Annotated in this window: 26 protein-coding genes; 15 read left to right on the top strand and 11 right to left on the bottom strand. The window is 62.4% G+C overall.

The window, feature by feature from the left end; all coding sequences use genetic code 11:
• Window positions 1-60: 60 nt before the first annotated feature.
• The 3 genes from KF885_00100 to KF885_00110 are packed head-to-tail and all read right to left on the bottom strand — an operon-like array spanning window position 61 to window position 2,796.
• A complete protein-coding gene (locus KF885_00100; protein ID MBX3047556.1) occupies window positions 61-717 on the bottom strand; it encodes a TIGR01906 family membrane protein in 657 nt (218 codons plus the stop codon).
• Entirely contained in the window at window positions 717-2,270 is a 1,554-nt protein-coding gene (locus KF885_00105) for a fused MFS/spermidine synthase (protein MBX3047557.1), read from the bottom strand. Before KF885_00105 ends, KF885_00100 begins: the two co-directional genes overlap by 1 nt.
• Window positions 2,271-2,298: 28 nt before the next feature.
• Window positions 2,299-2,796 (bottom strand): DinB family protein, encoded by a 498-nt coding sequence (locus KF885_00110; protein MBX3047558.1) that lies wholly within the window; start codon window positions 2,794-2,796, stop codon window positions 2,299-2,301.
• A 75-nt stretch (window positions 2,797-2,871) separates the two neighbouring features.
• On the opposite strand from KF885_00110, the gene KF885_00115 reads away from it, so the two are divergent.
• From KF885_00115 to alaS, 5 genes are all read left to right on the top strand, one after another.
• Window positions 2,872-3,375 carry an RNA polymerase sigma factor gene (locus KF885_00115; GenBank protein MBX3047559.1) on the top strand — a complete coding sequence of 168 codons (504 nt, stop codon included), beginning with the start codon at window positions 2,872-2,874 and terminating at the stop codon, window positions 3,373-3,375.
• Window positions 3,368-4,024, top strand: a complete 657-nt coding sequence (locus tag KF885_00120) for a methylated-DNA--[protein]-cysteine S-methyltransferase (GenBank protein MBX3047560.1) — start codon at window positions 3,368-3,370, stop codon at window positions 4,022-4,024. Before KF885_00115 ends, KF885_00120 begins: the two co-directional genes overlap by 8 nt.
• Before the next feature lie 191 nt (window positions 4,025-4,215).
• Window positions 4,216-5,163 (top strand): ring-cleaving dioxygenase, encoded by a 948-nt coding sequence (locus KF885_00125; GenBank protein ID MBX3047561.1) that lies wholly within the window; start codon window positions 4,216-4,218, stop codon window positions 5,161-5,163.
• Window positions 5,163-5,780 carry an alpha/beta hydrolase gene (locus KF885_00130; protein ID MBX3047562.1) on the top strand — a complete coding sequence of 206 codons (618 nt, stop codon included), beginning with the start codon at window positions 5,163-5,165 and terminating at the stop codon, window positions 5,778-5,780. Before KF885_00125 ends, KF885_00130 begins: the two co-directional genes overlap by 1 nt.
• Before the next feature lie 62 nt (window positions 5,781-5,842).
• Window positions 5,843-8,575, top strand: a complete 2,733-nt coding sequence (gene alaS / locus KF885_00135) for an alanine--tRNA ligase (GenBank protein ID MBX3047563.1) — start codon at window positions 5,843-5,845, stop codon at window positions 8,573-8,575.
• Between the two features lie 100 nt (window positions 8,576-8,675).
• On the opposite strand, the gene KF885_00140 is transcribed toward alaS, so the two are convergent.
• On the bottom strand, window positions 8,676-9,044 hold the full coding sequence (locus KF885_00140; GenBank protein MBX3047564.1) for a hypothetical protein: 369 nt from the start codon (window positions 9,042-9,044) through the stop codon (window positions 8,676-8,678).
• A 106-nt stretch (window positions 9,045-9,150) separates the two neighbouring features.
• Between KF885_00140 and ruvX the strand changes: the two genes are divergently transcribed.
• Genes ruvX through KF885_00160 form a run of 4 tightly spaced genes read left to right on the top strand, consistent with a single transcriptional unit; the run spans window position 9,151 to window position 12,987 of the window.
• Entirely contained in the window at window positions 9,151-9,567 is a 417-nt protein-coding gene (ruvX, locus tag KF885_00145) for a Holliday junction resolvase RuvX (protein ID MBX3047565.1), read from the top strand.
• A 1-nt stretch (window position 9,568) separates the two neighbouring features.
• The gene (mltG, locus tag KF885_00150) at window positions 9,569-10,693 is read left to right on the top strand and encodes an endolytic transglycosylase MltG (GenBank protein ID MBX3047566.1); all 1,125 of its coding nucleotides are present in this window, start codon (window positions 9,569-9,571) and stop codon (window positions 10,691-10,693) included.
• A gap of 28 nt (window positions 10,694-10,721) precedes the next feature.
• Window positions 10,722-12,137 carry a cystathionine beta-synthase gene (locus KF885_00155; GenBank protein MBX3047567.1) on the top strand — a complete coding sequence of 472 codons (1,416 nt, stop codon included), beginning with the start codon at window positions 10,722-10,724 and terminating at the stop codon, window positions 12,135-12,137.
• 10 nt (window positions 12,138-12,147) lie between these two features.
• Entirely contained in the window at window positions 12,148-12,987 is an 840-nt protein-coding gene (locus KF885_00160) for a hypothetical protein (protein MBX3047568.1), read from the top strand.
• Between the two features lie 23 nt (window positions 12,988-13,010).
• Here the strand turns inward: KF885_00160 and KF885_00165 are convergent, their stop codons facing one another.
• The 3 genes from KF885_00165 to KF885_00175 form a co-directional block, all read right to left on the bottom strand.
• Window positions 13,011-13,217, bottom strand: a complete 207-nt coding sequence (locus KF885_00165) for a hypothetical protein (protein ID MBX3047569.1) — start codon at window positions 13,215-13,217, stop codon at window positions 13,011-13,013.
• Window positions 13,218-13,417: 200 nt separating this feature from the next.
• Entirely contained in the window at window positions 13,418-13,768 is a 351-nt protein-coding gene (locus tag KF885_00170; GenBank protein ID MBX3047570.1) for a hypothetical protein, read from the bottom strand.
• A gap of 15 nt (window positions 13,769-13,783) precedes the next feature.
• A complete protein-coding gene (locus KF885_00175; protein ID MBX3047571.1) occupies window positions 13,784-14,941 on the bottom strand; it encodes a cystathionine gamma-synthase in 1,158 nt (385 codons plus the stop codon).
• 111 nt (window positions 14,942-15,052) lie between these two features.
• On the opposite strand from KF885_00175, the gene KF885_00180 reads away from it, so the two are divergent.
• From KF885_00180 to KF885_00200, 5 genes are all read left to right on the top strand, one after another.
• Complete coding sequence (locus KF885_00180) at window positions 15,053-15,793, top strand: hypothetical protein (protein MBX3047572.1); 741 nt, start codon at window positions 15,053-15,055, stop codon at window positions 15,791-15,793.
• Window positions 15,794-15,875: 82 nt separating this feature from the next.
• Window positions 15,876-16,298 (top strand): hypothetical protein, encoded by a 423-nt coding sequence (locus KF885_00185; protein MBX3047573.1) that lies wholly within the window; start codon window positions 15,876-15,878, stop codon window positions 16,296-16,298.
• A 48-nt stretch (window positions 16,299-16,346) separates the two neighbouring features.
• Window positions 16,347-18,047: a PD40 domain-containing protein gene (locus KF885_00190; protein MBX3047574.1), complete on the top strand. Its 1,701-nt coding sequence runs from the start codon at window positions 16,347-16,349 to the stop codon at window positions 18,045-18,047.
• A complete protein-coding gene (locus KF885_00195) occupies window positions 18,044-19,135 on the top strand; it encodes a peptidoglycan DD-metalloendopeptidase family protein (GenBank protein MBX3047575.1) in 1,092 nt (363 codons plus the stop codon). The genes KF885_00190 and KF885_00195 overlap by 4 nt, the downstream gene beginning before the upstream one ends.
• A gap of 96 nt (window positions 19,136-19,231) precedes the next feature.
• Window positions 19,232-20,707: a glycosyltransferase family 39 protein gene (locus KF885_00200; GenBank protein ID MBX3047576.1), complete on the top strand. Its 1,476-nt coding sequence runs from the start codon at window positions 19,232-19,234 to the stop codon at window positions 20,705-20,707.
• Here the strand turns inward: KF885_00200 and KF885_00205 are convergent.
• The 4 genes from KF885_00205 to KF885_00220 form a co-directional block, all read right to left on the bottom strand.
• Entirely contained in the window at window positions 20,704-21,138 is a 435-nt protein-coding gene (locus KF885_00205) for a YbaK/EbsC family protein (GenBank protein MBX3047577.1), read from the bottom strand. The two genes, KF885_00200 and KF885_00205, sit on opposite strands and share 4 nt — an antisense overlap.
• Window positions 21,139-21,182: 44 nt before the next feature.
• Window positions 21,183-21,698, bottom strand: coding sequence for a hypothetical protein (locus KF885_00210; protein MBX3047578.1), 516 nt, complete (start codon window positions 21,696-21,698; stop codon window positions 21,183-21,185).
• Window positions 21,699-21,767: 69 nt separating this feature from the next.
• Complete coding sequence (gene recA / locus KF885_00215) at window positions 21,768-22,877, bottom strand: recombinase RecA (protein ID MBX3047579.1); 1,110 nt, start codon at window positions 22,875-22,877, stop codon at window positions 21,768-21,770.
• Window positions 22,878-22,960: 83 nt separating this feature from the next.
• On the bottom strand, window positions 22,961-23,887 hold the full coding sequence (locus KF885_00220) for an AEC family transporter (protein ID MBX3047580.1): 927 nt from the start codon (window positions 23,885-23,887) through the stop codon (window positions 22,961-22,963).
• Window positions 23,888-23,965: 78 nt separating this feature from the next.
• On the opposite strand from KF885_00220, the gene KF885_00225 reads away from it, so the two are divergent.
• Window positions 23,966-24,517, top strand: a complete 552-nt coding sequence (locus tag KF885_00225) for a hypothetical protein (protein ID MBX3047581.1) — start codon at window positions 23,966-23,968, stop codon at window positions 24,515-24,517.
• Window positions 24,518-24,531: the final 14 nt, after the last annotated feature.

A 24,531-nucleotide genomic window follows, 5' to 3' on the forward strand; every position in this document is an offset into this window, starting at 1 on the left:
CGTACACCGCCTGCTTATGGCAAGTTCGAGTTGTGAAGTAAGAGGTCGAAGTTCCCGCCTTTACCCTCTCGCCTTCAGCCTGGGCCATACCCAGCCCAGCAGCAAACCGCCCAGGGCGGTCAGCAGGCCGGCGGCGATGAAGACATCCTGCCAGAAGCGCATGGGGAACAGGCGAATCAGCGTATCGGTGTACTGGAACAGCCAGGTATCGCCCTCAAAAAAGATACGGTGAAAACCGACAAAGATGGCGTCGAAACTGAGCACCACCAGGATCAGGATGGCAGCGATCAGCAGCACAGTCAGCCGCCCGCCCTGCTGAATGGCGCTGCGCAGTTCCGCGCTCCAGCCGCCGCGCCGCGCCAGCAAAAAGAGCGCCACCGAAGCCAGCGTGATCCCAACCCACACATTGAGCACGGCCTGGGTCAGCTGTTTGACGTCGTGCATGTGGCGCAGCTCGCGCTGGTTGTACAGCGGGGCGCCATCGGGGAAGGTTTGATCACCCAGAAATTCGATGCCTTCTTCATTCACCAGGTAGTCCAGGGCAGAGAGCGCATAGCGCTGGCGGTCGGCGGCGGGCATGCCGTAGCTGTCCGCCGGGAAACCGGGCAGGCTGTACTCCAACTCTACGAAGGCGGGGGTCAGCAGCAAGCGCAGCCCGGTGAGCAGCAAAAAGACCGGCACGATCAGTGAAACGAGACCCAAGAATAGCTTACGCATTATTGCAAGTCCTCCACCCCATCCGAAGTGAAAAAGTTAAGCACCATACTGTTGACGATCCACTCCACCGGGGCGCGCTCGTCGGTCAGCACCAGGCCGCCAGTGGGCGTTTGCTGGCGATTGACCAGGGCGCGCTCGATCACAGTCAGCAGCAGCGGGTGCACGCCGGGTTCGCCGTGCAGACGGATGTAATTGGCCTGCAGGTCGTCGAAGCTGGTGGGCTGCACCGTGGCGTAGACGATGGAGTTGAAGCTGTTGGGCACGTCCATCACGTGCACGCTGGCGAAGACCTGGCTGAGCGTGGCGACCAGCGCGTCCACCAGACGGCGGTCGCTGGGTGTGCGGCCGACGTTGATGGTCAGCACCCCATGCTCGCTGAGCTTTTCGCGGCACAGGCTGAAGAATTCCACCGTGGTCAGGTGCGGCGGAATGTAGGGCGGGCGATAGGCGTCCACCTGGATCAGGTCATAGCTGTGGGGACTGTTGCGCAACCCCATGCGCCCGTCGGCGGCGATAGCGTTCAAGTTTGGCATGGTCATGCCAAACAGTTGGCGCCCCACCTCGATCAGCTTGGGGTCGATCTCAAACCCATCGATAGGCACCGGCCCGAAGACCTCGCTGGCCTGCAGGGCACTGGTGCCGGCCGCCAGCCCCACCACGGCGATGCGCCCCACCGCGTGCGGTTCAGCGTCTGGATTAAAGAACGGCGCCACCAAGAACTGCTCCCAGGTGCCGCGGAAATCCAACTGCTCCGGATTGTAGACCGAGTGCACACCCTGGCCTTCGTTCAGGCGCAGGTAGCGCGTGCCGTTGAACTCTAGCACTTGAATGTAGTTGTAGGCCGACTCGGCTTCGTAGACCTGTCCGGGCGTGTTCTTGAAGGCGCCCCCCGCCCAAATGGCGGACAAGGCGGCCAGCAGCAGCGGCAGCCAGACCCAGCGGGCCGCCAAGCGCGCCCCGCCGGCCTGCCACAAGCCGGCCAGCGCCACTGCCATCAGGTAGAAACTGAAGATGAGGAAGGTGTAGGTGCTGCCCACCAGCGGGATGACCACCAGCACCGGCAGGAAAGTGCCCACAAACGAGCCGATGGTGGAAATGGCGTACAGCCGCCCAGCCGTTTGGCCGGCCTGCTCTTTGTTGTCCAGCGAGAGCCGGATGGCAAAGGGCGAGACCATGCCCAGCAGGCTGATGGGCACTATAAACAAGATCAGCACCGAAGCAAAGGAGCCGGCCAGCACGCCCAGTTGCAGGTGGTCAAAGGCGTCGGCAGCCAGGCGTAGCACCGGGCGGGCGGCCAACGCCGCCAGACCCGAAGTGAAGGCGCCCCACAGGATGATGCGATAGAACAGATCGAGGTGCGGGGCACGGTCGGCCCAGCGCCCGCCGATGAAGTAGCCGATGGTCAGATAGATCAACATCAGGCCGATAATGCTGGCCCACACCAGGTTGCTGGTGCCAAAGACATTACCCAGCAAGCGGGAGGCGGTGAATTCCACCGCCAGGGTGGTCATGCCGGCGGAGAAGACGCTAAAGGCCAGGAAGCGCGGGGACATAGGCGGGCATTATAGCCTGCCATGCCGTTCAGCCGTCGCGTTGGTAGAGGAACACCGTGAAGTCGATGTCGCCAGGCGATTGGCCAAAGTCTGTCAGCATGGCGGCGCACTCGCTGCGGTGCTGCATGCCGTGGTTGACCACGTGCCAGAGGCAATGCCACAGGGTGCGCTTCACAGTCCAGCCCTCATCGTCAAAGGTAATCGTCGCGGCCAGGTCGGTGTCTTTGAGGCCCTTGAGGTAGGCCCACATCTCGGCCTCGTCCTGCTCCCAGCGCGTCCGCATTGAAGGCACATCAGGGAAATGCTCACCAACCAAAACATCAAATTTCGCCAGGCCCTGCTGGAATATGACCCGCCAGCCAAGCTCGCCGTCCACAATGTGAGCCAACGTGCCGCGCAGGCTGCCCCAACTGAACGAGGTCGGCTGGCGGAACTGCTCAATGGTCAGCTGCTCCGCCTTGGAGAGCAGTAGCTTGTTGGCCCAGTAGTTGTATTCGAAGATATCTCTGATGGCAGCCAGGTTCATACGTCCTCCAATACGGGGGAATTATACGCTGGCAATATTTCACAAAGCGGCAGTTATGATGGTTATAGGGATTAGATGAACAAACCTGACTTTAGCGAGCTGGTGGAAGCGCACGGCCGCGAGTTGCACGCTTACCTGTGGCGGCTGCTGGGCGACGAGGCCGAAGCGCAGGACTGCCTGCAAGACGCCTTTGTGCGCGCCCTGCGCGCCTACGGGAAAATACACGATACGCGTTTCTTGCGCGCCTGGCTGTACAAGATCGCCACCAATACCGCCCGCAGCCGCCAGGTGCAGGGCGCCCGTCGGGCCGCCCGTGAAACCGAATGGCTGGAGCCGCTGGCTGCCCCCGGGGGCGTGGAAGCGGCCGTGACCCAGCGCCACCAATTGGCGCAGCTGCGGCGCGCCGTGCGCAGCCTGCCGGCCCGCCAGCAAGCTGCTCTGATGCTGCGCAAATACCAGGAACTGGACTACGCCGAAGTGGCCGCCGCGCTGGGCTGCAGCCAGGCCGCGGCCCGCGCCAACGTCTACCAGGCGCTCAAGAAACTGCGCCAATGGTTCAAGGAGAACGAACATGACTAATCCCTACATCGACTGGGTTGAAGACGGCGCCAGCGCGCCGGATGGATTGAGCCAGGCACTGGACGGTCTGTACCAGGCCGGCCCGCCGCCCGCCGCGGCCCAGGCCGCCCTGCGCGCCTTGCAAAGCGCGCTGCAGCCCATCCACTATGACCGGCTGGAGGACAGCCCGCTGGGGCCGCTGTGGCTGGCCGTTGGCCCTCAAGGGCTGCTGGCCGTGGAATACGGCGGCACGGAAGCGGATCTGCTGGCGTATCTGCACAAAATCCGCCCGGGGCAAGCGGCCCAGCGTTCCGCGACCGCTCTGGCGGACATCAAAGACAAGCTCTCGGCCTACCTGGCGCAGGACAGCACACAGCTTTCACTGGATGTAGACCTCAGCGCGCTGACTGACTTCCAACAGCGTGTGCTGGAGGAGGCCCGCCGCGTGCCGCGCGGCCAGGTGACCACCTACAGCCAGATCGCCAAACGGCTGGGGATGCCGAAGGCTGTGCGAGCCGTAGGACAAGCCCTGCGCCGCAACCCGATCCCGATCGTGGTGCCCTGCCACCGCGTGGTCGCCTCAGACGGCAGTCTGGGCGGCTACGGCGGGGAGATGAGCAGCCAGCGCAAGATCAAGCTGCTGCAGTTGGAGGGCGCCTGGCTGGCGTGACCTGGCCGGCAGGTCGCACGTGGTTTCAGGTTTCTCCGAAGAGACGGTTGTACAGATTCTTCGCGGGTCAGGATCCGCGTCCCGGTGAAAGCTCGCCACCCGCTCAGAATGACACAGAGTGCTGTAAGATGACTGCACTTGGCCGAGTCCATACAGTATTCCGACCGCAGATTTTAGAATGAGGTAAACCCATGCGCACTGCTCAAGGCATCCACCACATCACCGCCATCGGTTCCGACCCACAACGCCTAGTCGATTTTTATACACAGACCCTCGGCCTGCGCCTGGTCAAGAAGACCGTCAACCAGGACGACGTCTCCGCTTACCATCTCTTCTTCGGCGACCAAACCGGCGGGCCGGGCATGGACCTGACCTTCTTCACTTTCCCGCGGGTGGCCACTGGCAGCCGCGGCGCCGGCCAGGTGACCACCACTTCGCTGGCGGTGCCCGCCGCCAGCCTGCCTTTCTGGCAGGCGCGCTTTGAGGCGCTGGGCGTGACGCAGGAGCCGCTGGGCAACCAGTTCGGCTGGGAGCGCCTGGTCTTCTATGACCCGGACAACCAGCAGTTGGAGCTGGTGGGCGTGGACGATTTGCCTGCCGACACATCCCAGGTCTGGACCACCAGCCAGGTCGGCGTGGAGCAGGCCATCCGTCATTTCCATTCCGCCCGCATGCTGGTCAACGACAAGAGTCTGATCGAACCGATCCTGATCCAATCCTTCGGCTATGAACGGATGGCCGAAGAGGGCGATCTCAGCCTCTACGTGCAGCCAGGCGTGCAGCGCAGCGCCTATCTGGAACTGCAAGTGGACCCGGACGCCGGCCCCGGCCGCAACGCCTCCGGCACCGTGCATCACATCGCCTTCACCGCCGAAGATGACGGCGCGCAAAATGAACTGCGTGAGCAGGTGCGCCGCCTGGGCCTGCAGCCCACCGAAGTGATTGACCGCTACTATTTCAAGTCTGTGTATTTCCGCACCCCGGCTGGCGTGCTCTTCGAGATCGCCACGTCCGGCCCCGGCTTCACCGCCGACGAAGACGCCGCCACCTTGGGCGAGCGCCTGGCGCTGCCGCCTTTCCTGGAGCCGCACCGCGAGCAAATCGAAGCCGGGCTCACCCCCGTAACGGTCCAGCAGTAATGGACGGCACCGCGCTGAATTACTTCACCCACGTGCACGTAGACAATGGGCGCTCACGCACCTTGTTCCTGTTGCACGGCACAGGCGGCAACGAGCGCGATCTGCTGCCGCTGGTGGAACCGCTGGCTGAGCAATACAACTTGGTTGGCCTGCGCGGCAACGTGCAAGAAGGCGGCATGCCGCGTTTCTTCGCCCGCCAGGCGATGGGCGTCTTCGACCAGGAAAGCATCCGCACCGAGACCGAAAAGCTGGCCGCCTTCCTGGCGGCCTGGAACCAGCAGCACGACCTCAACCCTGAGCAGGCTGCCTTTGTGGGCTACTCCAATGGGGCTAACATGATCCTGGCCACGCTGCTGCGCTACCCCAGCCTGCTGCGCCGGGCGGCCCTGCTGCACTGCATGTTGCCCTTCGACCCGCCGCAGGTGAATCTCAGCGGCGGGCGTTACCTGGTGACCCACGGCCTGCAAGACGGCATGATGCCGCCGGGCGCAGCCGCGGCGGTCATCGCTGCCCTGCAGGCGGCCGGCGCCACGGTGGAGGAGTTCTCGCATCCCGGCGGCCACGAGTTGACCCACGCCGAGCGCGAGGCGCTGCTGGCTTTCCTGAACGCGGGCTGACCTGGCAAGGCGCAGCAACAGGCTGCGCCCCTGCTGGCGGCGCAGTCCACTATAATTGCGCCATGCCAACACCAACCACTGCCAACCAAATCCGGCAATCATTCATTGATTTCTTTATCAAGAAGTATGGGCACACCTTTGTGCCCTCCTCCTCCCTGGTGCCGGGCGGGGATGCCACCCTGCTCTTCACCAATTCGGGCATGGTGCAGTTCAAAGATGTTTTCCTCGGCACCGACCAGCGGCCTTATGTACGCGCCGCCAATTCGCAGAAGTGCCTGCGCGTGGCCGGAAAGCACAACGATCTGGAAGATGTCGGCACAGACGACACGCACCACACCTTCTTTGAGATGCTGGGCAACTGGTCTTTTGGCGACTATTACAAAAAAGAGGCCATTGCCTGGGCCTGGGAACTGCTGACCAAGGAGTGGGGCCTGCCGCCGGAGCAGCTTTACGCTTCGGTGTTCAAGGACGACCAGGGCGACATCCCCACCGACGACGAGGCCGCCGAAGCCTGGCTGGCCCAGCCCGGCTTTGACCCAACGCATCTCATTTACCTGGGGCGCAAGGACAACTTCTGGGAGATGGCCGACACCGGCCCCTGCGGCCCGAACAGCGAAATCCACATCGACCTTGGCCCAGCAAAGGGCGAACTGACCCAGACCGCAGCCGGCCAGGTGGACCTCGACGGGCCGCGCTTCGTGGAGCTGTGGAACCTGGTCTTCATCCAATACAACCGCAGCAGCGCCACTCAGCTGGATCCGCTACCCGCCATGCATGTCGACACGGGCATGGGCCTGGAGCGCATCGTCTCGGTGCTGCAAGGCGTGGACTCCAACTATCGCACCGATTTATTCACGCCGATTATCGCCAAGCTGCAGCAGCTCACTGGCCACAGCGATGCCGAGCGCGACGCCAACTACACCCCCTACCGCGTCATCGCCGACCACAGCCGTGCGGCGGCCTTCCTGATCGCTGACGGCGTGGTGCCGGGCAATTTGGGCCGCAACTACGTGGCGCGCATGATCATCCGCCGCGCCGCCCGCTTTGGCGGCAAGCTCGGCCTGCAGGGGCCGTTCCTGGCCCCGCTGGCCGAGGCGATCATCGAGCAGTATGGCGAGGCATACCCGGAGTTGGAAAAGAACCGTAAGACCATCCTGGATAACCTGACCCGCGAAGAAGAGCGCTTTGCCCAGACGCTGGAAAGCGGCCTGGCCCATTTGGAAGAGCTGCTGGCCGGCCTCAAGGGCGAAAAGACCCTCTCCGGTGCGGCCGCCTTTGAGCTGTACGCCACCTACGGCCTGCCTTTCGAGATCACCCGCGACATCGTGCGCGAACGCGGCCTGGACGTAGACGAACCCGGGTTCCAGGACGCCATGGAAACCCACCGCCTGGCCTCCGGCGGCGGCCAGGCCATGGGCGCCTTGGGCGGCGAACAAGCCGGCGCCTACGCCGAGGTCCTCAAAGAATTGCAAGGCGCCGGCAAGCTGGGCAAAAGCGGCGTGGCTTACGACCCCTATGGGCCGCTGGAAGCGGAGGGCGAAGTGCTGGCGCTGATGCGCGACGGCCAGCCCGTGCCGCAAGCCGAGCCGGGCGACACGGTTGGTGTGCTGCTGCCCGCCACGCCCTTCTATGTGGCCTCCGGCGGCCAGATCAGCGACACCGGCATCATCGTCTCCGCCAACGGGGCGGGCTGGCGCATCCGCGTCAGCGACACGCAGCAACCCGCGGCTGGGGCGGTGGTGCACATTGGCCAGGTGCTGGAAGGCCGGCCCGCCGTGGGCGATGCCGCCCGGGCGAGCGTGGATCGCGTCCGCCGCCAGGACATCATGCGCAACCACACCGCCACCCACCTGCTGCACGCTGCCCTGCACCAGGTGCTGGGTGAACATGCTCGCCAGGCGGGTTCGCTGGTGGCCCCAGACCGGCTGCGCTTCGACTTCACCCATCCCCGGGCCCTGACCAAAGAAGAGCTGGCCGAAATTCAGGCCAAGGTCAACAATTGGGCGCTGGACAACTATCCGGTCGTGATCGAATACAAATCGCTGGATGAGGCCAAGGCCGAAGGCGCCATGGCCCTCTTTGGCGAGAAATACGGCGCCGAGGTGCGCACTGTGGCCATCGGTGAAGGCCAGCCCTTCTCCTACGAGCTGTGCGGCGGCACGCACCTCAGCCAAACCGGCGATGTGGGCCTGTTCCTGCTGACCAGCGAGGGCAGCGCAGCGGCCGGCATCCGCCGCATTGAGGCGGTCACTGGCCGGGCGGCGTATGCCCTGGCCGAAAAGCGCCACGCGGCGTTGAGCGCCGCGGCGCGCACGCTCAAGACCACGCCGGAAGAGCTGCCCGAAAAGGCGTTGGCGCTGCAGTCTGAGCTCAACCGCATGGACAAAGAAATTTCCGAGTACAAGGTGGCCCGCGCCCAGGAAGGCCTGCAAGACGTGTTGGCCAACGTGCCTGAGGTGGCAGGAGTGCCGCTGCTCACCGCGGTGGTGCCCGGCGCAGACGCTGAAGCCCTGCGCAGCCTGGCGGACCGCTTCCGCCAGCAGTACCCCAGTGGGGTGGCCCTGCTGGCTGGCCTGGCCGACGGCCGCGCCACGCTGATCGCGGCGATCACCAAGGACCTGGTGGGCCGCGGCCTGCACGCTGGCGAGCTGGTCAAACTGGCCGCCGCGCCGCTGGGCGGCAGCGGCGGCGGCAAGCCGGACCTGGCCCAGGCTGGCGGCGACGATAACGGAAAAATCACAGAAGCTTTAGGGCAGGCAGAATTCTGGTTGAAAGACAAACTGGCCGGCACGTAGCCCAGTTATCGTAGATATCACTACGTTGGTGAAGATAAGTTCAATAAACAAAAACTGGGGCGGGAAAAATCCCGCCCCAGTTTTTGTTACTTCCGCGCAGCTAAATCAGCAGCGTCAAAGCAGTCAGCACTACGCCAGTAATGGCCGCTTTTAACTGCACACGTTGCGCTTGTTGTTTGACCTGCGCCAATTCACCAGCGTCTTCGATCTTTTCCAGCGTTTCGCCGATCTTGCGGGCATTCTGTGCGGCAAAACCCACGCAGGTTTGGTCCTTCCACTGGAAGAAGCCTGAAGCGGCCCCGGCGAAGGGCATGAAGAGCAAGAGACGCCAGGTGGGATGTAGATCATTGGAGACGAACAGCCAGAGCAGGACCAGGGCGGCGATAAAGGCGAAGATGCCAAAGGTCAGGCGCTTGCGCCTCTCGGCGGTGTTGATGTTGGGGATACAAACTTCAGCTGAAGTGGTCATAAAAGAAACTCCTTTGCAGTGGAGCGATTTTATCCTGCAGGGTCAGCAATACCCCACATCCGTTTCGCTTTGTGCTCCTTGTGTCTTTGTGGTTAACTTGTCGGCGATGAAGGTTTTAGCCGTAGACCCTGGAGAAGTGCGCATTGGGCTGGCGATCAGCGACCCCAGCGGCACGCTGGCGCGGCCCTTGCAGATCATCCAGCACATTGCCCGCGACAAGGACGCCGAGCGCGTGGCGGCCATCGCCGCAGAGCACGGCGTGGGACGCATCGTGGTCGGCCTGGCGCTCAATGAGCACGGCCGCCCCACCCGCAGCGGGCGCAAAGCCGCCCGCATGGCGGAGCGGCTGCGCGGCCTGACCGGGCTGGATGTCGACCTAGTGGAGGAGAGCTTCACCACTCAGAAGGCGCTGCGCGTGCGCCAGGAGATGGAATTCAGCCGCAAGAAAAAACAAAGATCGGTGGACGCTGAAGCGGCCGCCGTCATTCTGCAAGAATACTTAGATGAAAGGCAGGCGGAATAGCATGCCGCGCTCGCTGTCCTGCCTCGTGGCGCTGGGCCTGCTGGCCGTGCTGGCCTTTGTAGGTTTCTTTGCCTTCAACGGCCTGATCGCCCGGACCGAAAATCACTTCGGCCCGCCAGCGGCCGGGCTGAGCAGCCTGCAGCGCACACGCCTGGGCCTGGAGTTGGGTTGGCGAGCCGATGCCCTGCTGCGCCCCGTGGATCCGGGCGCCCAGCCGGTGCGGTTTGACATCGCCCTGGGCGAACCCACCCTTCAGTTGGTCAATCGCCTGCAAGACGCCGGACTGGTACGCGAAGCCGGCTTGTTCTCGAGCTATCTAGTCTACAGCGGGCTGGACACGCAGCTGCAAGCGGGCAGCTACCAACTCAGCCCGGCCATGAACGCCCCGGAACTGGCCGCCGCCCTGCTCGACCCCACGCCGGGGTCGGTCACGCTGGTGGTCCTGCCCGGCTGGCGGCTGGAGGAGATCGCCGCCAGTCTGCCCAGCGCCGGGGTGGCCTTCAGCCCTGAAGACTTTTTGCGGGCGGCTTGGACGCCGCCCGCCAGCCTGCCGCTGCCCGCCGGTCTGCCCAGCGGCAGCAGCCTGGAAGGGTATTTGCTGCCGGGCAGCTACGAGATCCCGCGCGAACATGATGCACTGCAAACGCTGGAGCTGCTGCTCGAACAGGGCTACCAGCAAGTGCTGGACGCGGCCCTGCGCCAGGGCTTTGCCGCCCAGGGCCTCAGCGAGCACCAGGCCTTCATCCTCGCCTCGATCGTGCAGCGCGAAGCCGTGATCGCCGAGGAAATCCCGGCCATCGCGGCCGTCTTCGCCAACCGCGTGCAAATCGGTATGAAGTTGGAGGCCGACCCCACGGTGCAATATGCGGTGGGGTACGACGCGGCCCGCGGCGGCTGGTGGCCGCGCCCGCTGACCTTTAGCGATCTGGGGCTGGATTCACCGTACAACAGCTATCGTTACGAGCAGCTGCCCGGCCCGATTGCCGCGCCCAGCCTGGCGGCCCTGCAAGCGGTGGCCCAACCGCCGCAATCGCCCTATTTCTTCTTTCAGGCCGCCTGCGACGGCTCCGGCTGGCACGTATTCGCCGTCACCTATGAAGAGCACTTGAGAAATAACTGCAATTAGCCAGGGTCAACCGCGGTAAACTACTCGCATGACACCTCAAGGGCTGCCTGAATCCAAAGAATTACGCGTATACGACAGCATCATGGGCGCCATTGGCAATACGCCGCTGGTGCGCCTGAGCAAACTGGCCAAGCAATTGCCTGTGCCGCTGTATGCCAAAGTGGAGTTCATTAATCCCGGCGGCTCGGTCAAAGACCGCATTGGCGTCACCATCATCGATTCGGCGGAGCAGCAGGGGCTGCTTAAGCCGGGTGGCACAGTCGTGGAGGCCACTTCGGGCAACACTGGCGTCGGCTTGGCCATCGTGTGCGCCATCCGCGGCTACAAGTCGGTCTTCGTCATGCCAGACAAGATGAGCCAGGAGAAGATCCAGCTGCTGCGCGCCTTTGGCGCCAAAGTGGTCATCACCCCCACAGCGGTGGCCCCCGAAGACCCGCGTTCGTATTACCGTGTCGCCGAACGCCTGGCCAAAGAGACCCCCAATGCCATCCTGGCCAACCAATACCACAACCCGGACAACCCGCGCAGCCATTATGAGACCACCGGCCCCGAAATTTGGGAGCAGACCGGCGGCAAGGTCACCGATGTGATCATCGGCATGGGCACCGGCGGCACCTACAGCGGCGTGGGCAAATATTTGAAAGAGCAGAACCCCAAGGTGCGTATTGTGGGTGTCGATGTGGAAGGCTCGATCCTCAAAGAGATCTGGGAGAACCACGGCCAGATCCCGGAAGGCGTCGAAGCCATCACCTACAAAGTCGAGGGCATTGGCGAAGATTTCCTGCCTTCCACCAGCGACCTCTCCCAACTGGACGCGATCGTGCGCGTCAACGACAAAGAATCTTTCACCTGGGCGCGGCGCCTGGTGGCGGAAGAAGGCATCTTTGCCGGCGGCTCCGCCGGCTCGGCGCTGGCCGGCGCCATGCGCTACTGCGCCGGGCTGGAAGCAGGCAGCCTGGCTGTGGTGCTGCTTCCAGACTCCGGCTCGCGCTACCTCTCCAAGTTCTTCGATGACAAGTGGATGCGCGAGAACGGCTTCCTCGAATCCGAGTGGAGCGAAGCCTCTCTGCGCGAAGCCCTGGCCGCCAAGAATATTTCGCAGCTCATCGCCGCTTCAGCACAGGACACCATCAGCGCAGTCGTCGCCCAGATGAAAGAATACGGCATTTCGCAGCTGCCCGTGCTCAACGCCGAAGAAGATGTAGCCGGCCTGGTGCGTGAGGGCGACCTGCTGACCTTCCTGCTGGATGGCAAGAACGAGCGCCCCGGCGAGCAGCCCATCGAAAGCCTGCTGCAGCCCGCTCCGCCCAGCCTCTCGGCCGAGATGGTCCTGGGCGATGCAATGAGCGAACTGCTGACGCATGGCGCCATCCTGGTCACTGACGGCGGCAAGCCGATCGGCATTCTGACCAAGATCGACGTGCTGGACTTCATCCAGCGCTAGGGGACGCGCCATGGCGCACAACCTGCCCCAACTGCAAATCCTGCCCACCGCATCGCTCACGCCACACGAGTGGCATGACGACCAGCGCGCCAAGCCGCTGGTGGATCGCTTACGCGCCAGCGGCGTGCTGCGCAATCCGCCCATCGTCACGCCCCTGGCCGACGGCTCGGGACGTTACATGGTGCTGGACGGCGCCAACCGCAGCACGGCCTTCCGCCAAATGGGCTTGCCGCACATCCTGGCCCAGGTGGTCGCCCCGAATGATCCAGGCCTGGACCTGCACACGTGGAACCATGTCCTCTGGGGTTGGGATGCCGCCGAATTTTTGAAAACGCTGGCCGGCATCGAAGACACCCGCATGCAGGAGATAGACCCCACCGTGCGCCGCCCGCAGTCGCGCTGGCCGATAAAAACGCTGGTGTGGGTGCAGACGCCAGACGGCAAAGCGCACATCGTGCGCAGCCAGCCGGACGACCTAGCCGGGCGCTCACGCCGCCTGGTGGAAGTAGCCCGGGCCTACATGGGCAAAGCCACCCTGGACCGCACTACGGCCCAGCAGGTCTCGCAGCTGGGCGACAAATACGCAGAGCTGACCGCCATCGTGGTCTACCCACCCTATACACCGGGAGAAGTTTTGGAACTGTGCGCCGCCGGCATTCTGCTGCCGCCGGGCATCACGCGCTTTACGATCTCGCCGCGCGGCCTGCGCGTCAACTACCCGCTGGACGAGCTCTCCGCTGACCGGCCGATCGAGGCCAAGAACGCTGCTTTGGAGCGCTGGATCAGCGAGCGGATTGCACGCAAAGGTGTGCGCTATTACGCCGAGCCCACCGTGCTCTATGACGAGTAATCAGCGCTTAGCGAGGCGGTTATTTATCCTTCTTTTTTGAGCTGCTGGGCAATCATTAAATTGTAGCCATCCAAATCACTGGCATTGAAGGCTCGTTCACCCCAATCACGGGTTTCGATTTCTTTGGTGATCAGCGCACCGCTGTCTTGGGCCGCTTTGTAGATTGCGTCGATGTTCAAGCCCTCGCCCAGGTTGATATAGATCTGCACACCGGTGCCGCGCTTGGACATATCCGCAGGGCGACAAAGCCCTCCGTGATACCCAGCAGTATCTCGGCATCTCCCAGCTTTACGCCAGCAAATTCGACTTGACCTTTGTCGGTAGGCGGCATTTGCCAGGCCAGTTCAACCCTTAATGTTTGTGTGTAATACTTAATCGCCGCCGCGACGTCTTCGCAGGCAAGAATAGGTGAGAGTGGCACCGATCCCCTTTATCCCGGCGTGCCACCCAGGGTTTTGTCGTCGCGTAAACGCCGCTTGGTATCTTCTTCTTCCAGGGCGCTCCAGTCGGTATTCTTGCCGCCCAGGAATGCTTTAAGAAAAATGTGGATCGATTCGACGCGGTCCGTGTATTGCTCCAAATCTTCGCGCTCGATCACGATCCGGGCCGCTTCACGCAGCGTGGCCCCAGTCGATTCCTCTTTGAATTCCTTGATGACCTTGTCAAGAAAATCGGTGAACTCCGCCGAGCTGGTCTCCAAACCGCCGATGGCGTGGCCCATGCCTTCAGAAGCGGCATCCATCGCGTCCTGGCTTTTGTCCTTCTTCTCGTTTTCGGGCATCACAACCTCCTAGGGTTAGCTCAGCGCCTGCTCCAGATCCGTAATCAAGTCATCCACATGCTCTAGGCCGACAGACAGGCGCACCAGGCTGGGGCTGACCTCCAGCGGAGAACCGGCAGTGGACAGGTGAGTCATCGCCGCCGGCACTTCGATCAGCGATTCGACACCGCCCAGCGACTCAGCCAATGTGAAAATGCGCGTGCGCTCCACCATCTTGCGGGCGGCGGCTTCACCGCCTGCTATCTCAAACGAAACCATGCCGCCGCCATTACGCATCTGGCGGCGCGCCAGCGCTTGCTGTGGGTGAGAGCTGTGGAAGGGATAGTACAACTGGCTGACCTTGGGATGGTCGGCCAAAAAGGCCGCCACGGCTTGCGCATTGGCCGCATGGCGGTCCATGCGCAAGTGCAGCGTCTTCAGGCCGCGCAGGATCAGGAAACAGTCCATCGGCCCGGGTACAGCGCCGGCCGCGTTCTGCAAGAATGCCAGGCGTTCCGCCAGGGTTTGATCATTCAAAGCGATCAAGCCCAAGACCGAGTCAGAGTGGCCGCCCAGGTACTTGGTGGCAGAGTGCAGCACAATATCGGCGCCCAGCTTGAGGGGCTGCTGCAAATAGGGAGAAGCGAAAGTATTGTCCACCACCAGCAGAGGGGCATTGGGGCGCTGCTTGAGCAGCTCTGCGATGGCAGCCAGGTCCGCCAGGCGCAGGTAGGGGTTGGTCGGCGTTTCCAGCCAGACCATGCGCGTCTTATCGCTCAGCGCGGCGTCCACCGCGGCCGGGTCGGTCGCATCCATATAGCGAAACACCAGCCCAAAGCGGCGATATTCCTTGTCGAACAGGCGGAAGGTGCCGCCGTACACATCGCCGCCCACCAGCACTTCATCGCCGGGGGAAAGCGTGCGAATGATGGTGTCGGTGGCGGCCAGACCAGAGCCAAACGCCAGGCCGTGGGCTGCCCCTTCTAGGGCCGCCAGGCAATCCTGCAGCGCGGTGCGCGTAGGGTTGCCGGTGCGGGAATATTCGTAGCCTTTGTGTTCGCCCACGCGCGGCTGTGCATAGGTGGAGGTCTGGTAGATCGGCGTCATCACCGCCCCGGTTTGCGGGTCGGCGGGTTGGCCGGCATGGATGGCGAGGGTCTCGAAATGGTCGGGCATGTGTCCTCCGCAAAACATTGTAATCCACCCACTATATGTGCCGCGCAACAATAAGCCTTCTGCGTCGTTGGCGAGGCTGTGCCAATCGTGCTATGGTGCATGCTATTGCCAAACTTGAAAGGTGACCGTATGAAGACAAAGTCCTTCCTAATATTGAGCGCCCTCTGCCTGCTGCTGGCAGCCTGCGGCGGCGCGGCCGCGCCGCAACCCGCCGAGGCGACCGCCGCGCAGGTCGATGAGCAGCCGCCCAGTCCGCCAAATGTGCCCCCGTTGGAAGGCGCGCAAGGCGTGGTCCTCGCCGACATCAATTGGTACCTCAATGGAGACACGCTGGCGATGTTCGGGTTGGCGCAAAACAATGGCGCCAGCGACCTGTACGACGTGATGGTGATGGTCAGACTGCTGGACGCGGCCGGCCAGGCGGTGGATGCCGGTTCACGCGAGTTGCCCGTGCTGGAAGCCGGTGGGCATGCCCCCTTCATTGTTACATTCCCAGCCAGCCTCGAATGGGAAGGCTATGAAGCTGTCTTCCTGGAGCTGCCTACCGGCCCCAACACCGTGCTGCAGCCGCAGGACTTTGAGATCGTCAGCGCCAGCGAAGTGCCGGGTTCGTGCCACAGCGTGCCCGGCTCGGTCTTTGACCTGGGTGTAGAGGTGAAGCAGGTTGGCGAAGTGCGCGGTGATGCCCATGAGTTGTTGGCCGCTTTGTTTGACCCGAGCGGGAACATCATCGCCGTCTCCGCCGCCTGGATCTGCGCCGAAACGGACGACAGCATCCTCTTCGAGATCAGCGTAGGCCCGGCGGAGATCGCCGAAGGAGAGATCGACAGCTACCAGCTGTTCGTTTACGGCTACATACTTGGAGGCTAAAAAATAAACAGAGAAGCCGCCCGATGTGGGCGGCTTCTCTGTTAGCACCGGCCAGCCGTGCGCTCAAGCTATAATCCCTAGTATGTCGGACATCTTCTTTACCAGCCTGGACGAAGCCCCGCTGCCCCCGGATGAAGTGCGCATTCGCCAACTAACCGCCCAGCCACGCCCCGACGGCGGGCGGGTGAACGTCAAGTTTGCGCTGACCCCGTTCCAGAAACGCCCTAACCTCGAAATCGATATCCTGAACTCCATCGACCAGCCAGTCTCCAACCTCAGCGTGGTCGAAGCGATTGACACCGAAATGGAATTCACCATGCACTTGCGAGAAGCCCAGCCAGGCGGCCAATACCGCCTGCAGATGCAGGTCTTCTATGCAGACGTAGAAGGCAACGCTCTGCAGGAAGGCGAAACATCCTCTTCCGGCGAGATCTTGCAGCGCGCCCGCTATGTAGTGGACCGGCGCCAAATCGAATTTGAGGTACCTACCGGAGCCAGGAACTGAGGCGATCCCGCCTGAGTCCCATCGCCCGCTCCATCCTCCTTCCCGCACATGAGCAGAGATTCTGATATCGCTCCCCCGCGCACCGGCCTGCGCCGTTTCTCCTTCGCCATTCTGGCCGGCAGCACCTTCCTTCTGCTGGCCATGGCCTGGCCCGCTCTGGCCCAAAGTGATTTGGCGCAGGCGGCCAGCCCCACACCCGAGCCCAGCCTCAGCACAATCGCCCCAACAGACACACCAGCCATCCCACCCCCAGCCACAATCGCCGCCACATCAAGCAGCTTGGGCGGATTGGCGCAGGGCAGCATCCTGCTCGGCCTCAACGCCGCCGGGTATCAGCAGCTCGCCTGGTATCAGCCCGGGGCGGCCCAGCTCTCCGGCTTGTCCGCCGGCGACTGGGATGATGCGCAGCCAGCCGCCAGTCCCAGCGGGGGCCAGCTGGCCTTCACTTCCAACCGCAGCGGCAACTGGGATCTTTACCTGATGGAGCTGAGCAGCGGACAAACCAACCGCCTGAGCGATGACGCCGCCTACGACGGCAACCCCAGTTGGTCGCCTGGGGGCGATTGGCTGGCCTACGAGCATGACCTGGGCGGCAATCTGGAGATCTTCATGCGGCCGCTGGACGCGTCGGTCGACCCCGTGCCCCTAAGCAACCATGCCGCCGCGGACTTTGAGCCTGCCTGGCGGCCGGGCGAGCAGCAGATCGCGTTCGTCTCCGTGCGTAGCGGCCTGGCGCAGCTTTGGCTGTTGGATTTGGAGCACAGCGGGGCGCAGCGCTTCCAGCTGATAGCCGCCAGCCCGCGGGCGCAAGCTGCCCCGGCCTGGTCGCCAGACGGCCGCTGGTTGGCCTGGTCCGAACAAGAAGACCTGACCTGGGCCATCTACCTGCTTGACATGAGCAACCCCGGCGCGGCGCGGCGGCTTGGTGCCGGCCATAACCCGCAATGGAGCCCCTCGGGTGAAACCGTGCTGGCGGAATTGCGGGATGCCCAGCGCAGCTACCTGACGGGCTACGACCTCGATGGCGGCCTGGCGCTGGCCCCGCAGCCGCTGCCCGGCCCGCTGAATGGGCTGGCCTGGGGGCCGGCCGCCCTAGGCGCAACCTTGCAAGCCCAAGCGCAGCCCATGGCTCCAGCGGCCAGTGAGGCGATCAACCCCAGCGCCGAGCTGAGCGCGCTGGATAGCGTGCAGGCGCCCAGTGCGCAGCTGAGCTCGGCGGCAGAGCCGGCCTTTGACCTGCTGCGCCAGCGCACGGCCCAACTGCTGGGCTGGGACGCTCTCTCCAGCCTGGACAATGCCTTTGTGCCGCTCAGCGGCTTGCTGCCGCCGGGCCGCGGGCAGGACTGGCTGTACACCGGGCGTGCCTTTGAACTGCATGCCGCCCTGCAGCCGGCCGGCTGGCTGGCGGCGGTGCGCGAAGACTTTGCCGGCCAGACCTATTGGCGCGTTTACCTGCGCACCGCCCGCCAAGATGGCGGGCTGGGGCTGCCTCTGCTGGCGCATCCTTGGGATTTCACGCTGGGCCAACCGGCCAATGAAATCCCGCAAGGTTATTGGATCGACTTTACTGCCCTGGCCGCCGCCCACGGTTTTGAACGCCCGGCAGCCTTGGACAACTGGCAGCGCTATTACCCGGGCACGCTCTTCAGCCAATTCGCATATCGCCAGGGGCTCAGCTGGGAAGCAGCCATGCTGCAGCTTTACGCAGCAGACGAACTGGCCGGCCTGCTGGCCAGCGGGTCGCCATGAAGCCGCTGGGCTGGCTGGCGCTGGGCTGCGTCGGCTTGGCTTTGGCGGCCTGCCAAAGCCAGGCTGGGCTGCCCAGGAACACACCTGCGGCCACTCTGCTTATTACAGACACTCAGGCGGCCTCAGCCAGCGCGGCGTGGACCCCCTCCCCGGCAGCCAGCCCCACGCCGTGGCCAGGCTATCCGGAAATCACTCTGGCGCCCTTCCCACTCTCCGCTGAGCAGCTGCAGCCGACCACAGCGCCAGTGAGCTCAGCCACGTCCTTGAGTGCGCCTATAGCCTTAGGCCCATACGACCATTTCTATCTGCACTGGCCGCTGAGCCAGCACAACCTGCCCCCCAGCCAGCGCTATGGCGTATTTCAAGAGACCGGCGACAACAGCCTGCCGCACCTCGGGTTGGATGTCAGTCTGAATGCGGGCACACCCGTCCTGGCGGCGGGGGCCGGTGAAGTGGTCTGGGCAGATTACGGGCTCTTCTATCGATCACCCAGCTACCTAGAAGACCCCTATGGCATCTCTGTGGCTATCCGCCACAGCTTCGGCCATCAGGGGCAACCGCTGTACACCATCTATGCACATTTGCGCGAAACCCGAGTGATGCTTGGCGACCAGGTGGTCGCCGGACAGGTCATCGGCCTCTCGGGCAATACCGGGCAGTCCAGCGGGCCGCACCTGCATTTTGAAGTGCGTCTGGGGGAAAACAGCGTGTACTTCACGCACAACCCGGAGCTGTGGATCGCCCCGACTGATGGCTACGGCGTGCTGGTCGGCCGCATTACCGACACGCGCGACTTTCCGCTGATGAACCGGCTGGTCGAAGTGCGCAACCTGGCGGACCGCCGGCGCATCAACGCCTACAGCTACGCCACCCAAACTCGGCTGCTGCCGGACGGTTATTACAATGAGAACTTTGTGCTGGGGGAGCTGCCCCCGGGCCGCTATGAAATCGCCATCCCGCACTTCGGCATCTGGAAACGTACCGAGGTAGAGATCAGGCCGGGCGCGGTTACGTATTTCCGATTCTCAGGAAATAATGGCTATAATTTTGACCTGCCCGCGTCAGCATTGCCGGGTAACACGCCTTGAGTTAGCATCGTTAGGCAAGTACATCCAGAATATAAGGGGGTAGACATTCACAAGACCTTTTACACCAATGCAATTCTTCTGCTAACGCTGGTCCTGTTGACAACCGTGGCCTTGTGGCCCAGCAGCCCAGCCAATCGCCAGGCAATTAGCCGGGATTCCGGCGTGTTCTTGTACACGGGATGGCGCATCTTAGAGGGAGAGATACCCTATCGCGATGTTTGGGACCACAAAACCCCTGGCATCTTTTACTTGGATGCTCTTGGGTTGGCTCTGGATCCGGCAAGCCTTTGGGGAGTTTGGGGGCTGGAATGGTTGTTCGTTTGCGCAGCAAGTGTCCTGCTATTCCTGCTGGTTAAGCGCCTATTTGGCACAACCAGCGCGGCACTCAGTATGCTGATGGTTTTAGTCGCGTTGTCGGACATGCTGGCAGGGGGAAATCTGACGCAGCTCCCCGCGCTGCCGTTCCAGGCTGGCGGCCTGTGGCTGGCGCTAAGGCTCACTCAGAATCCGGAAGACAAGAAGCCCTGGTTCTGGCTGGGTATTCTGACTGCTGGCACCGTCGTGTTCCGTCAGAATTCGGTAGGCGTTTTTGTGGCAGCCGCCGCTTGGATGCTGCTTTGGGCGGCGATCAACAGAAAGCCCACCCTCATCCTAAGATCTGCCCTCAATGGGGTGGCCGGTGTTGTGCTTGTAGCGCTCCCGGTGGCTTTGTATTTTGCCTATCACTCTGCTTTGGTTGAACTGTGGGATGCTGCGGTTCTGTTCAATATCCACTACGCCTCTGAAGGCGGGATTAGGGAACGCATCTCCGCACTGGTCAGCGGCTTTCAAGCTTTGGGTAGTGTTGGCTTGGCCGTGTTCCTATTGGCTGGGTTTGTCTTGGCAGTTCCAGCCTGGCTGAAAGACAAATCAAGCTCGGTATCTCACATTAGTAGCTACCTGCAATATCTGACATTGGCTTTTGTGCTTGAATTCGCATTGGTTGCCATGAGTGGGCGGCCACGTCTGCCCTATTTCATTGCGCTGCTGCCCATGGCGACCGTCATGGCAGGATATTGCTTCTCGCGTATCGAGCGCTGGCTTGCTACCAAAACCACAATTGTGACGGCTCAGCGAATTTTGGCGCTCTCGCTTGTATGCATCCTGATCTACATCTACCCACGCTACGAGGAAAACTTGCGCGCCAACCAAAACATTGAAAGGCCATTGGATGTAATCAGCTATATCCAGCAACACACCAGCGACCAGGATCAAGTCCTGCTGGTTGGAGCGGAGACAAGCATTAACTTTGAAACCCGGAGGACAAGCCCAACTCGCTTCGTGTACCAATATCCCCTTTATCGCCAGGCGTACGCCCAACCCGACTATCTGGAAGAGTTCTTTGAAGATGTGCTGCGCCACAAACCTGCGCTGATCATCTTGACCACTGGTGATACAGATATGCCCAATCGCTTTGGGGGCAGCAAAACAGCCCGTTCTGAAGAATTGGCCTACCAGATCAATCAGATATACAAACCGGTGCAAGTTTTTGAGAACGGCTGGCTCGCCCTGGCGCCGGTGGCCGGCGACTAAGCCACTTGCAACCGGCGGCCGCCTGTGTGCTGCTGCAACTCAACGGCGGTCAGCGGGAAGACCGCATTCGGCGTGCCGGCCGCGGCCCAGATCTGATCGTATTGAAACAGCGCTTCATCGATATAGGTGTGCGCCGGGTGGGCGTAACCGAAAGGCGCCACGCCGCCAATGGCGTAGCCCGTCACTTGGCGCACGAAGTCGGCGTCGGCCTTGGCCAGCTCGCCGCCCACCGCGGCGCGCAGTTTGGCCTCGTCCACGCGGTTGGCGCCGCTGGTGAAGGCCAGCACCGCGTCCCCGTCCGGGGCCACGCGAAAGATCAGCGACTTGACGATCTGGCCGACTTCGCAGCCAATCGCGGCCGCCGCGTCGGCTGCGGTGCGAGTGGTCTGGCTGAATTCGACGACTTGACCTGAAAGGTCAAGTCGTTTCAACAACTCTTGAAATTTGATCGCGGTGGGGTTGCTGGGCGGCAGCATTACTGGACAATGATCTCCACGTAGATCTGCACGCCAAATTCCTGGCCACCCAGGTCAAAAGCCTTCCAGGCGCTGCGGTAAGTGCCGGGCAGCTGCGGGGCTTGGAACTGGATCGTGATGGCAGCGGTTTCCCCAGGCGGCACCTCCGGCAGGGCTTGTCGGTCAATGGCGCCCATGGCCACGTCTCCCACCAGCCGCACCGTATAGCCGCGCACCCAGGGGCAGCTGCCATCATTGCGCACCTGCCAGCTCTTCTCGAAGGTTTGGCCGGCCAGCATGTGCGTGCCGTCGGGGATATTCAGATCTTGCAGGAAGACCAGGCCATTGTCACAAGGCGCCGTCGGCGAGGGCGGCAGCGGGGTATGCGTCTCCAGGATCAGCGGAGCGGTGTCACCCGCCAGAGTCGGTGGGATGAACAGCCCCTGGTCTGCCGGCAGCGCGCTGCGGGTGCAGGCGGCCAGCAGCAGCACCAGGCCGGCGCCAGCCAGCCATTGGCGGAGGGGGAAAGCGCGCATACGGTCAGTATACTAGCTGTTCAGCAGGGGATAAAAGAAAAAGGACGGCGAATGCCGTCCTTTTTATGATCAGGCTTCCAGTGCTTCCATTTCATCCAGCGGCTCAGCCTCCAAGCCATCCTCGTCCATGATCTCCATCGATACTGGCGCCTGCAGCACTTTCTCGCGCACCTGCGCTTCGATGGTTTCCGCCAGCGCCGGGTTGTCGCGCAGGAAGTCCTTGGCGCTCTCGCGGCCCTGGCCAAGGCGTTCTTCGTTGTAGCTGTAGAAAGAGCCGCGCTTGTCGATCACTTCACAGGCCACCCCCAGGTCCAGCAGGTCGCCGGACTTGGAAATGCCTTCGTTGTACATAATGTCGAACTCGGCGGTCTGGAACGGCGGGGCCACCTTATTCTTGACCACGCGCACCCGCGTGCGGTTGCCGACGACGTCCTGCCCGACCTTGATCGACTGGATGCGGCGCACGTCCATGCGCACCGAAGCGTAGAACTTGAGCGCCATGCCGCCGGTGGTCGTCTCGGGATTGCCGAACATCACGCCGATCTTCTGGCGCAGCTGGTTGGTGAACACCACCGAGGTATTGGTCTGCTTGATGGCGCCCGACAGCTTGCGTAGCGCTTGCGACATCAGGCGAGCCTGCATGCCCATGGTGGCATCGCCCATGTCGCCTTCGATCTCGGAACGCGGCACCAGGGCCGCCACCGAGTCGATCACCACCAGGTCCACCGCGCCGGAGCGCACCAGCGCTTCGGCGATCTCCAGGGCTTGCTCGCCGGTGTCCGGCTGGGAGACCAGCAGCTTGTCCACATCCACGCCGCAGCGCGCCGCGTATTTCGGGTCGAGGGCGTGCTCCATATCAATGAAAGCCGCCGTGCCGCCGCGCTTCTGCACTTCGGCCACAATGTGCTGGCAGATGGTGGTCTTGCCCGAGGATTCCGGGCCGTAGATCTCCGTCACACGGCCGCGTGGGATGCCGCCGACGCCCAGGGCGATGTCCAGTGAGAGCGAGCCGGTCGGCACCGCCTCCACCAGCATGCCGTGGGCTTCGCCCAGGCGCATGATGGCGCCTTCGCCGTAGCGTTTCATGATGTCATCCAGGGTGCGCTGCAGGGTCTTGCCGCGCTCGTCGCCGGGTTCGAGAGAGCCGTTCGCGCTTTCGTTGCCTTTTGCTCGTGCCATATCTGTTCAGCCTCCGTCAGTGAACGAGTGTTCTAATATCAGACAGAATATAGAACATTCGTACAGTTCTGTCAAGGCGTTGGCTAGAGCAAAATGGAGAGCAACAGCGACTGCGTCACCACCGACAGCAACGTCGAGACCAGGATGGCGGTCGAGATCGTCGCCCGGCCCACTTGGTACTGCTCAGCCATGATGTAAGCGTTGACCCCCACCGGCAGCGCCGCGGCGATCACCGCCACGGCCGCCCACAGCGGCTCCAGCTCGAAGACGTGAAAGGCCAGCGCCCAGACGATCAGCGGCTGGGCCAGCAGTTTGAGCGCCACGATCACCCAGGCCTTGCCCAGCTCGCCGCCAATCTTGTACTCGCGCAGCGAGGCGCCCAGCACGATCAGCGAGCAGGGCAGCGCCGCCTGGCCGATGATGTGCACCGCCTCGGCCAGTGGGCCGGGCAGCCCCAGCCCCAGCGCCCGGGCCAGCACACCGGCCAACAGGCCCAGGATCAGCGGGTTGGTCATCAGCTGGCGGGCAGAGAAGCGCAGCTGGCGGAGCCAGTCGCCTGGGTCGCCGCGCTCCATCAGCAGCAGAAAGACGCTGAACAACAACACGCTGTGCAACGAGATCAGGATCAGCATGGGCAGCAGCCCGGCTTCGCCAAAGGCTGCCGAGACCACCGGCAGGCCGATCAGCACCATATTGGAATAGGCCCCACCCAGGCCGAAGACGGCCTGCTCTTTCGGGGCCGCGCCAAACAGCCATTTGCTGAGCAAATACCCCAGCGCGTAGACGATGAAAGACCCGGCGAAGAAGGACAGCAGGAACTGCCAACGGAAGACGCCGGGCGACTCTAAGTTCGCTAGTGAGTCGAAAAGCAGCAGCGGCAGCGCCAAGACGAAGACGAACTTGGAGATGCCGCTGTTGTCCGCCGCGGACAGCCAACCCCAGCGGGCCGCCAGGTAACCGACGGCCACCACGGCGAAGACGGGGACGATGATGGCGAGGATGTGGGTCACGGGGCTATCTTACACCCGAAGCGGTTGTCCCCCACAAACGAACACGATTAAAATCATCAAAAACTAGGAGGCAAAGAAATGATGATTTTCTATCAAATAGCTAGTGGGATTTTGCTTTTGACTTCAGCACTCGTTCTGTTACAGGGCAAGGACTGGGGCGCACTGGGAACCTCTCTATCAGCTGTCGCTATTCTACTGTTTACTGAGTTCTATCTCAAAAAGAGAGAAAAAGATAATGAAGCTGATAAGAGGCTCTATCAAGAATTCCTTGTATCTTTAGGAACACATAAATTTGAGACGTTTCGAAGTTACGATTTTGGTTCAGCTTTCCGCTCCGAGTGGTTTGATCCTCTAAAGCAACACCTCTATTCGTGGAAAAACCCGGAGCACGAGTTTCTGGACAAGAAAATAGCTGCAAAGCATGTAGAGTTACTTGATTGCATAGACACCCTCTTAGAAGAAGTTAGTGTCCACTCCAATTTTGTAGGAGGGGATGTGCGTGCTATTTCAAAAGATTTGGAGCACGCTCAGTTCATGGAAGCTGCTGAAGCAATCAATACTGCAGCAAATAATTTCGAAACCAAACATGCTGAGTTTGTAAGGTTGTGCAAGAAGAGGCTTTCAGTTTAAACGTGTCCTCTGAG

The sequence above is a fragment of the Anaerolineales bacterium genome (assembly GCA_019637805.1).
Lineage (GTDB): Bacteria > Chloroflexota > Anaerolineae > Anaerolineales > UBA11579 > JAMCZK01.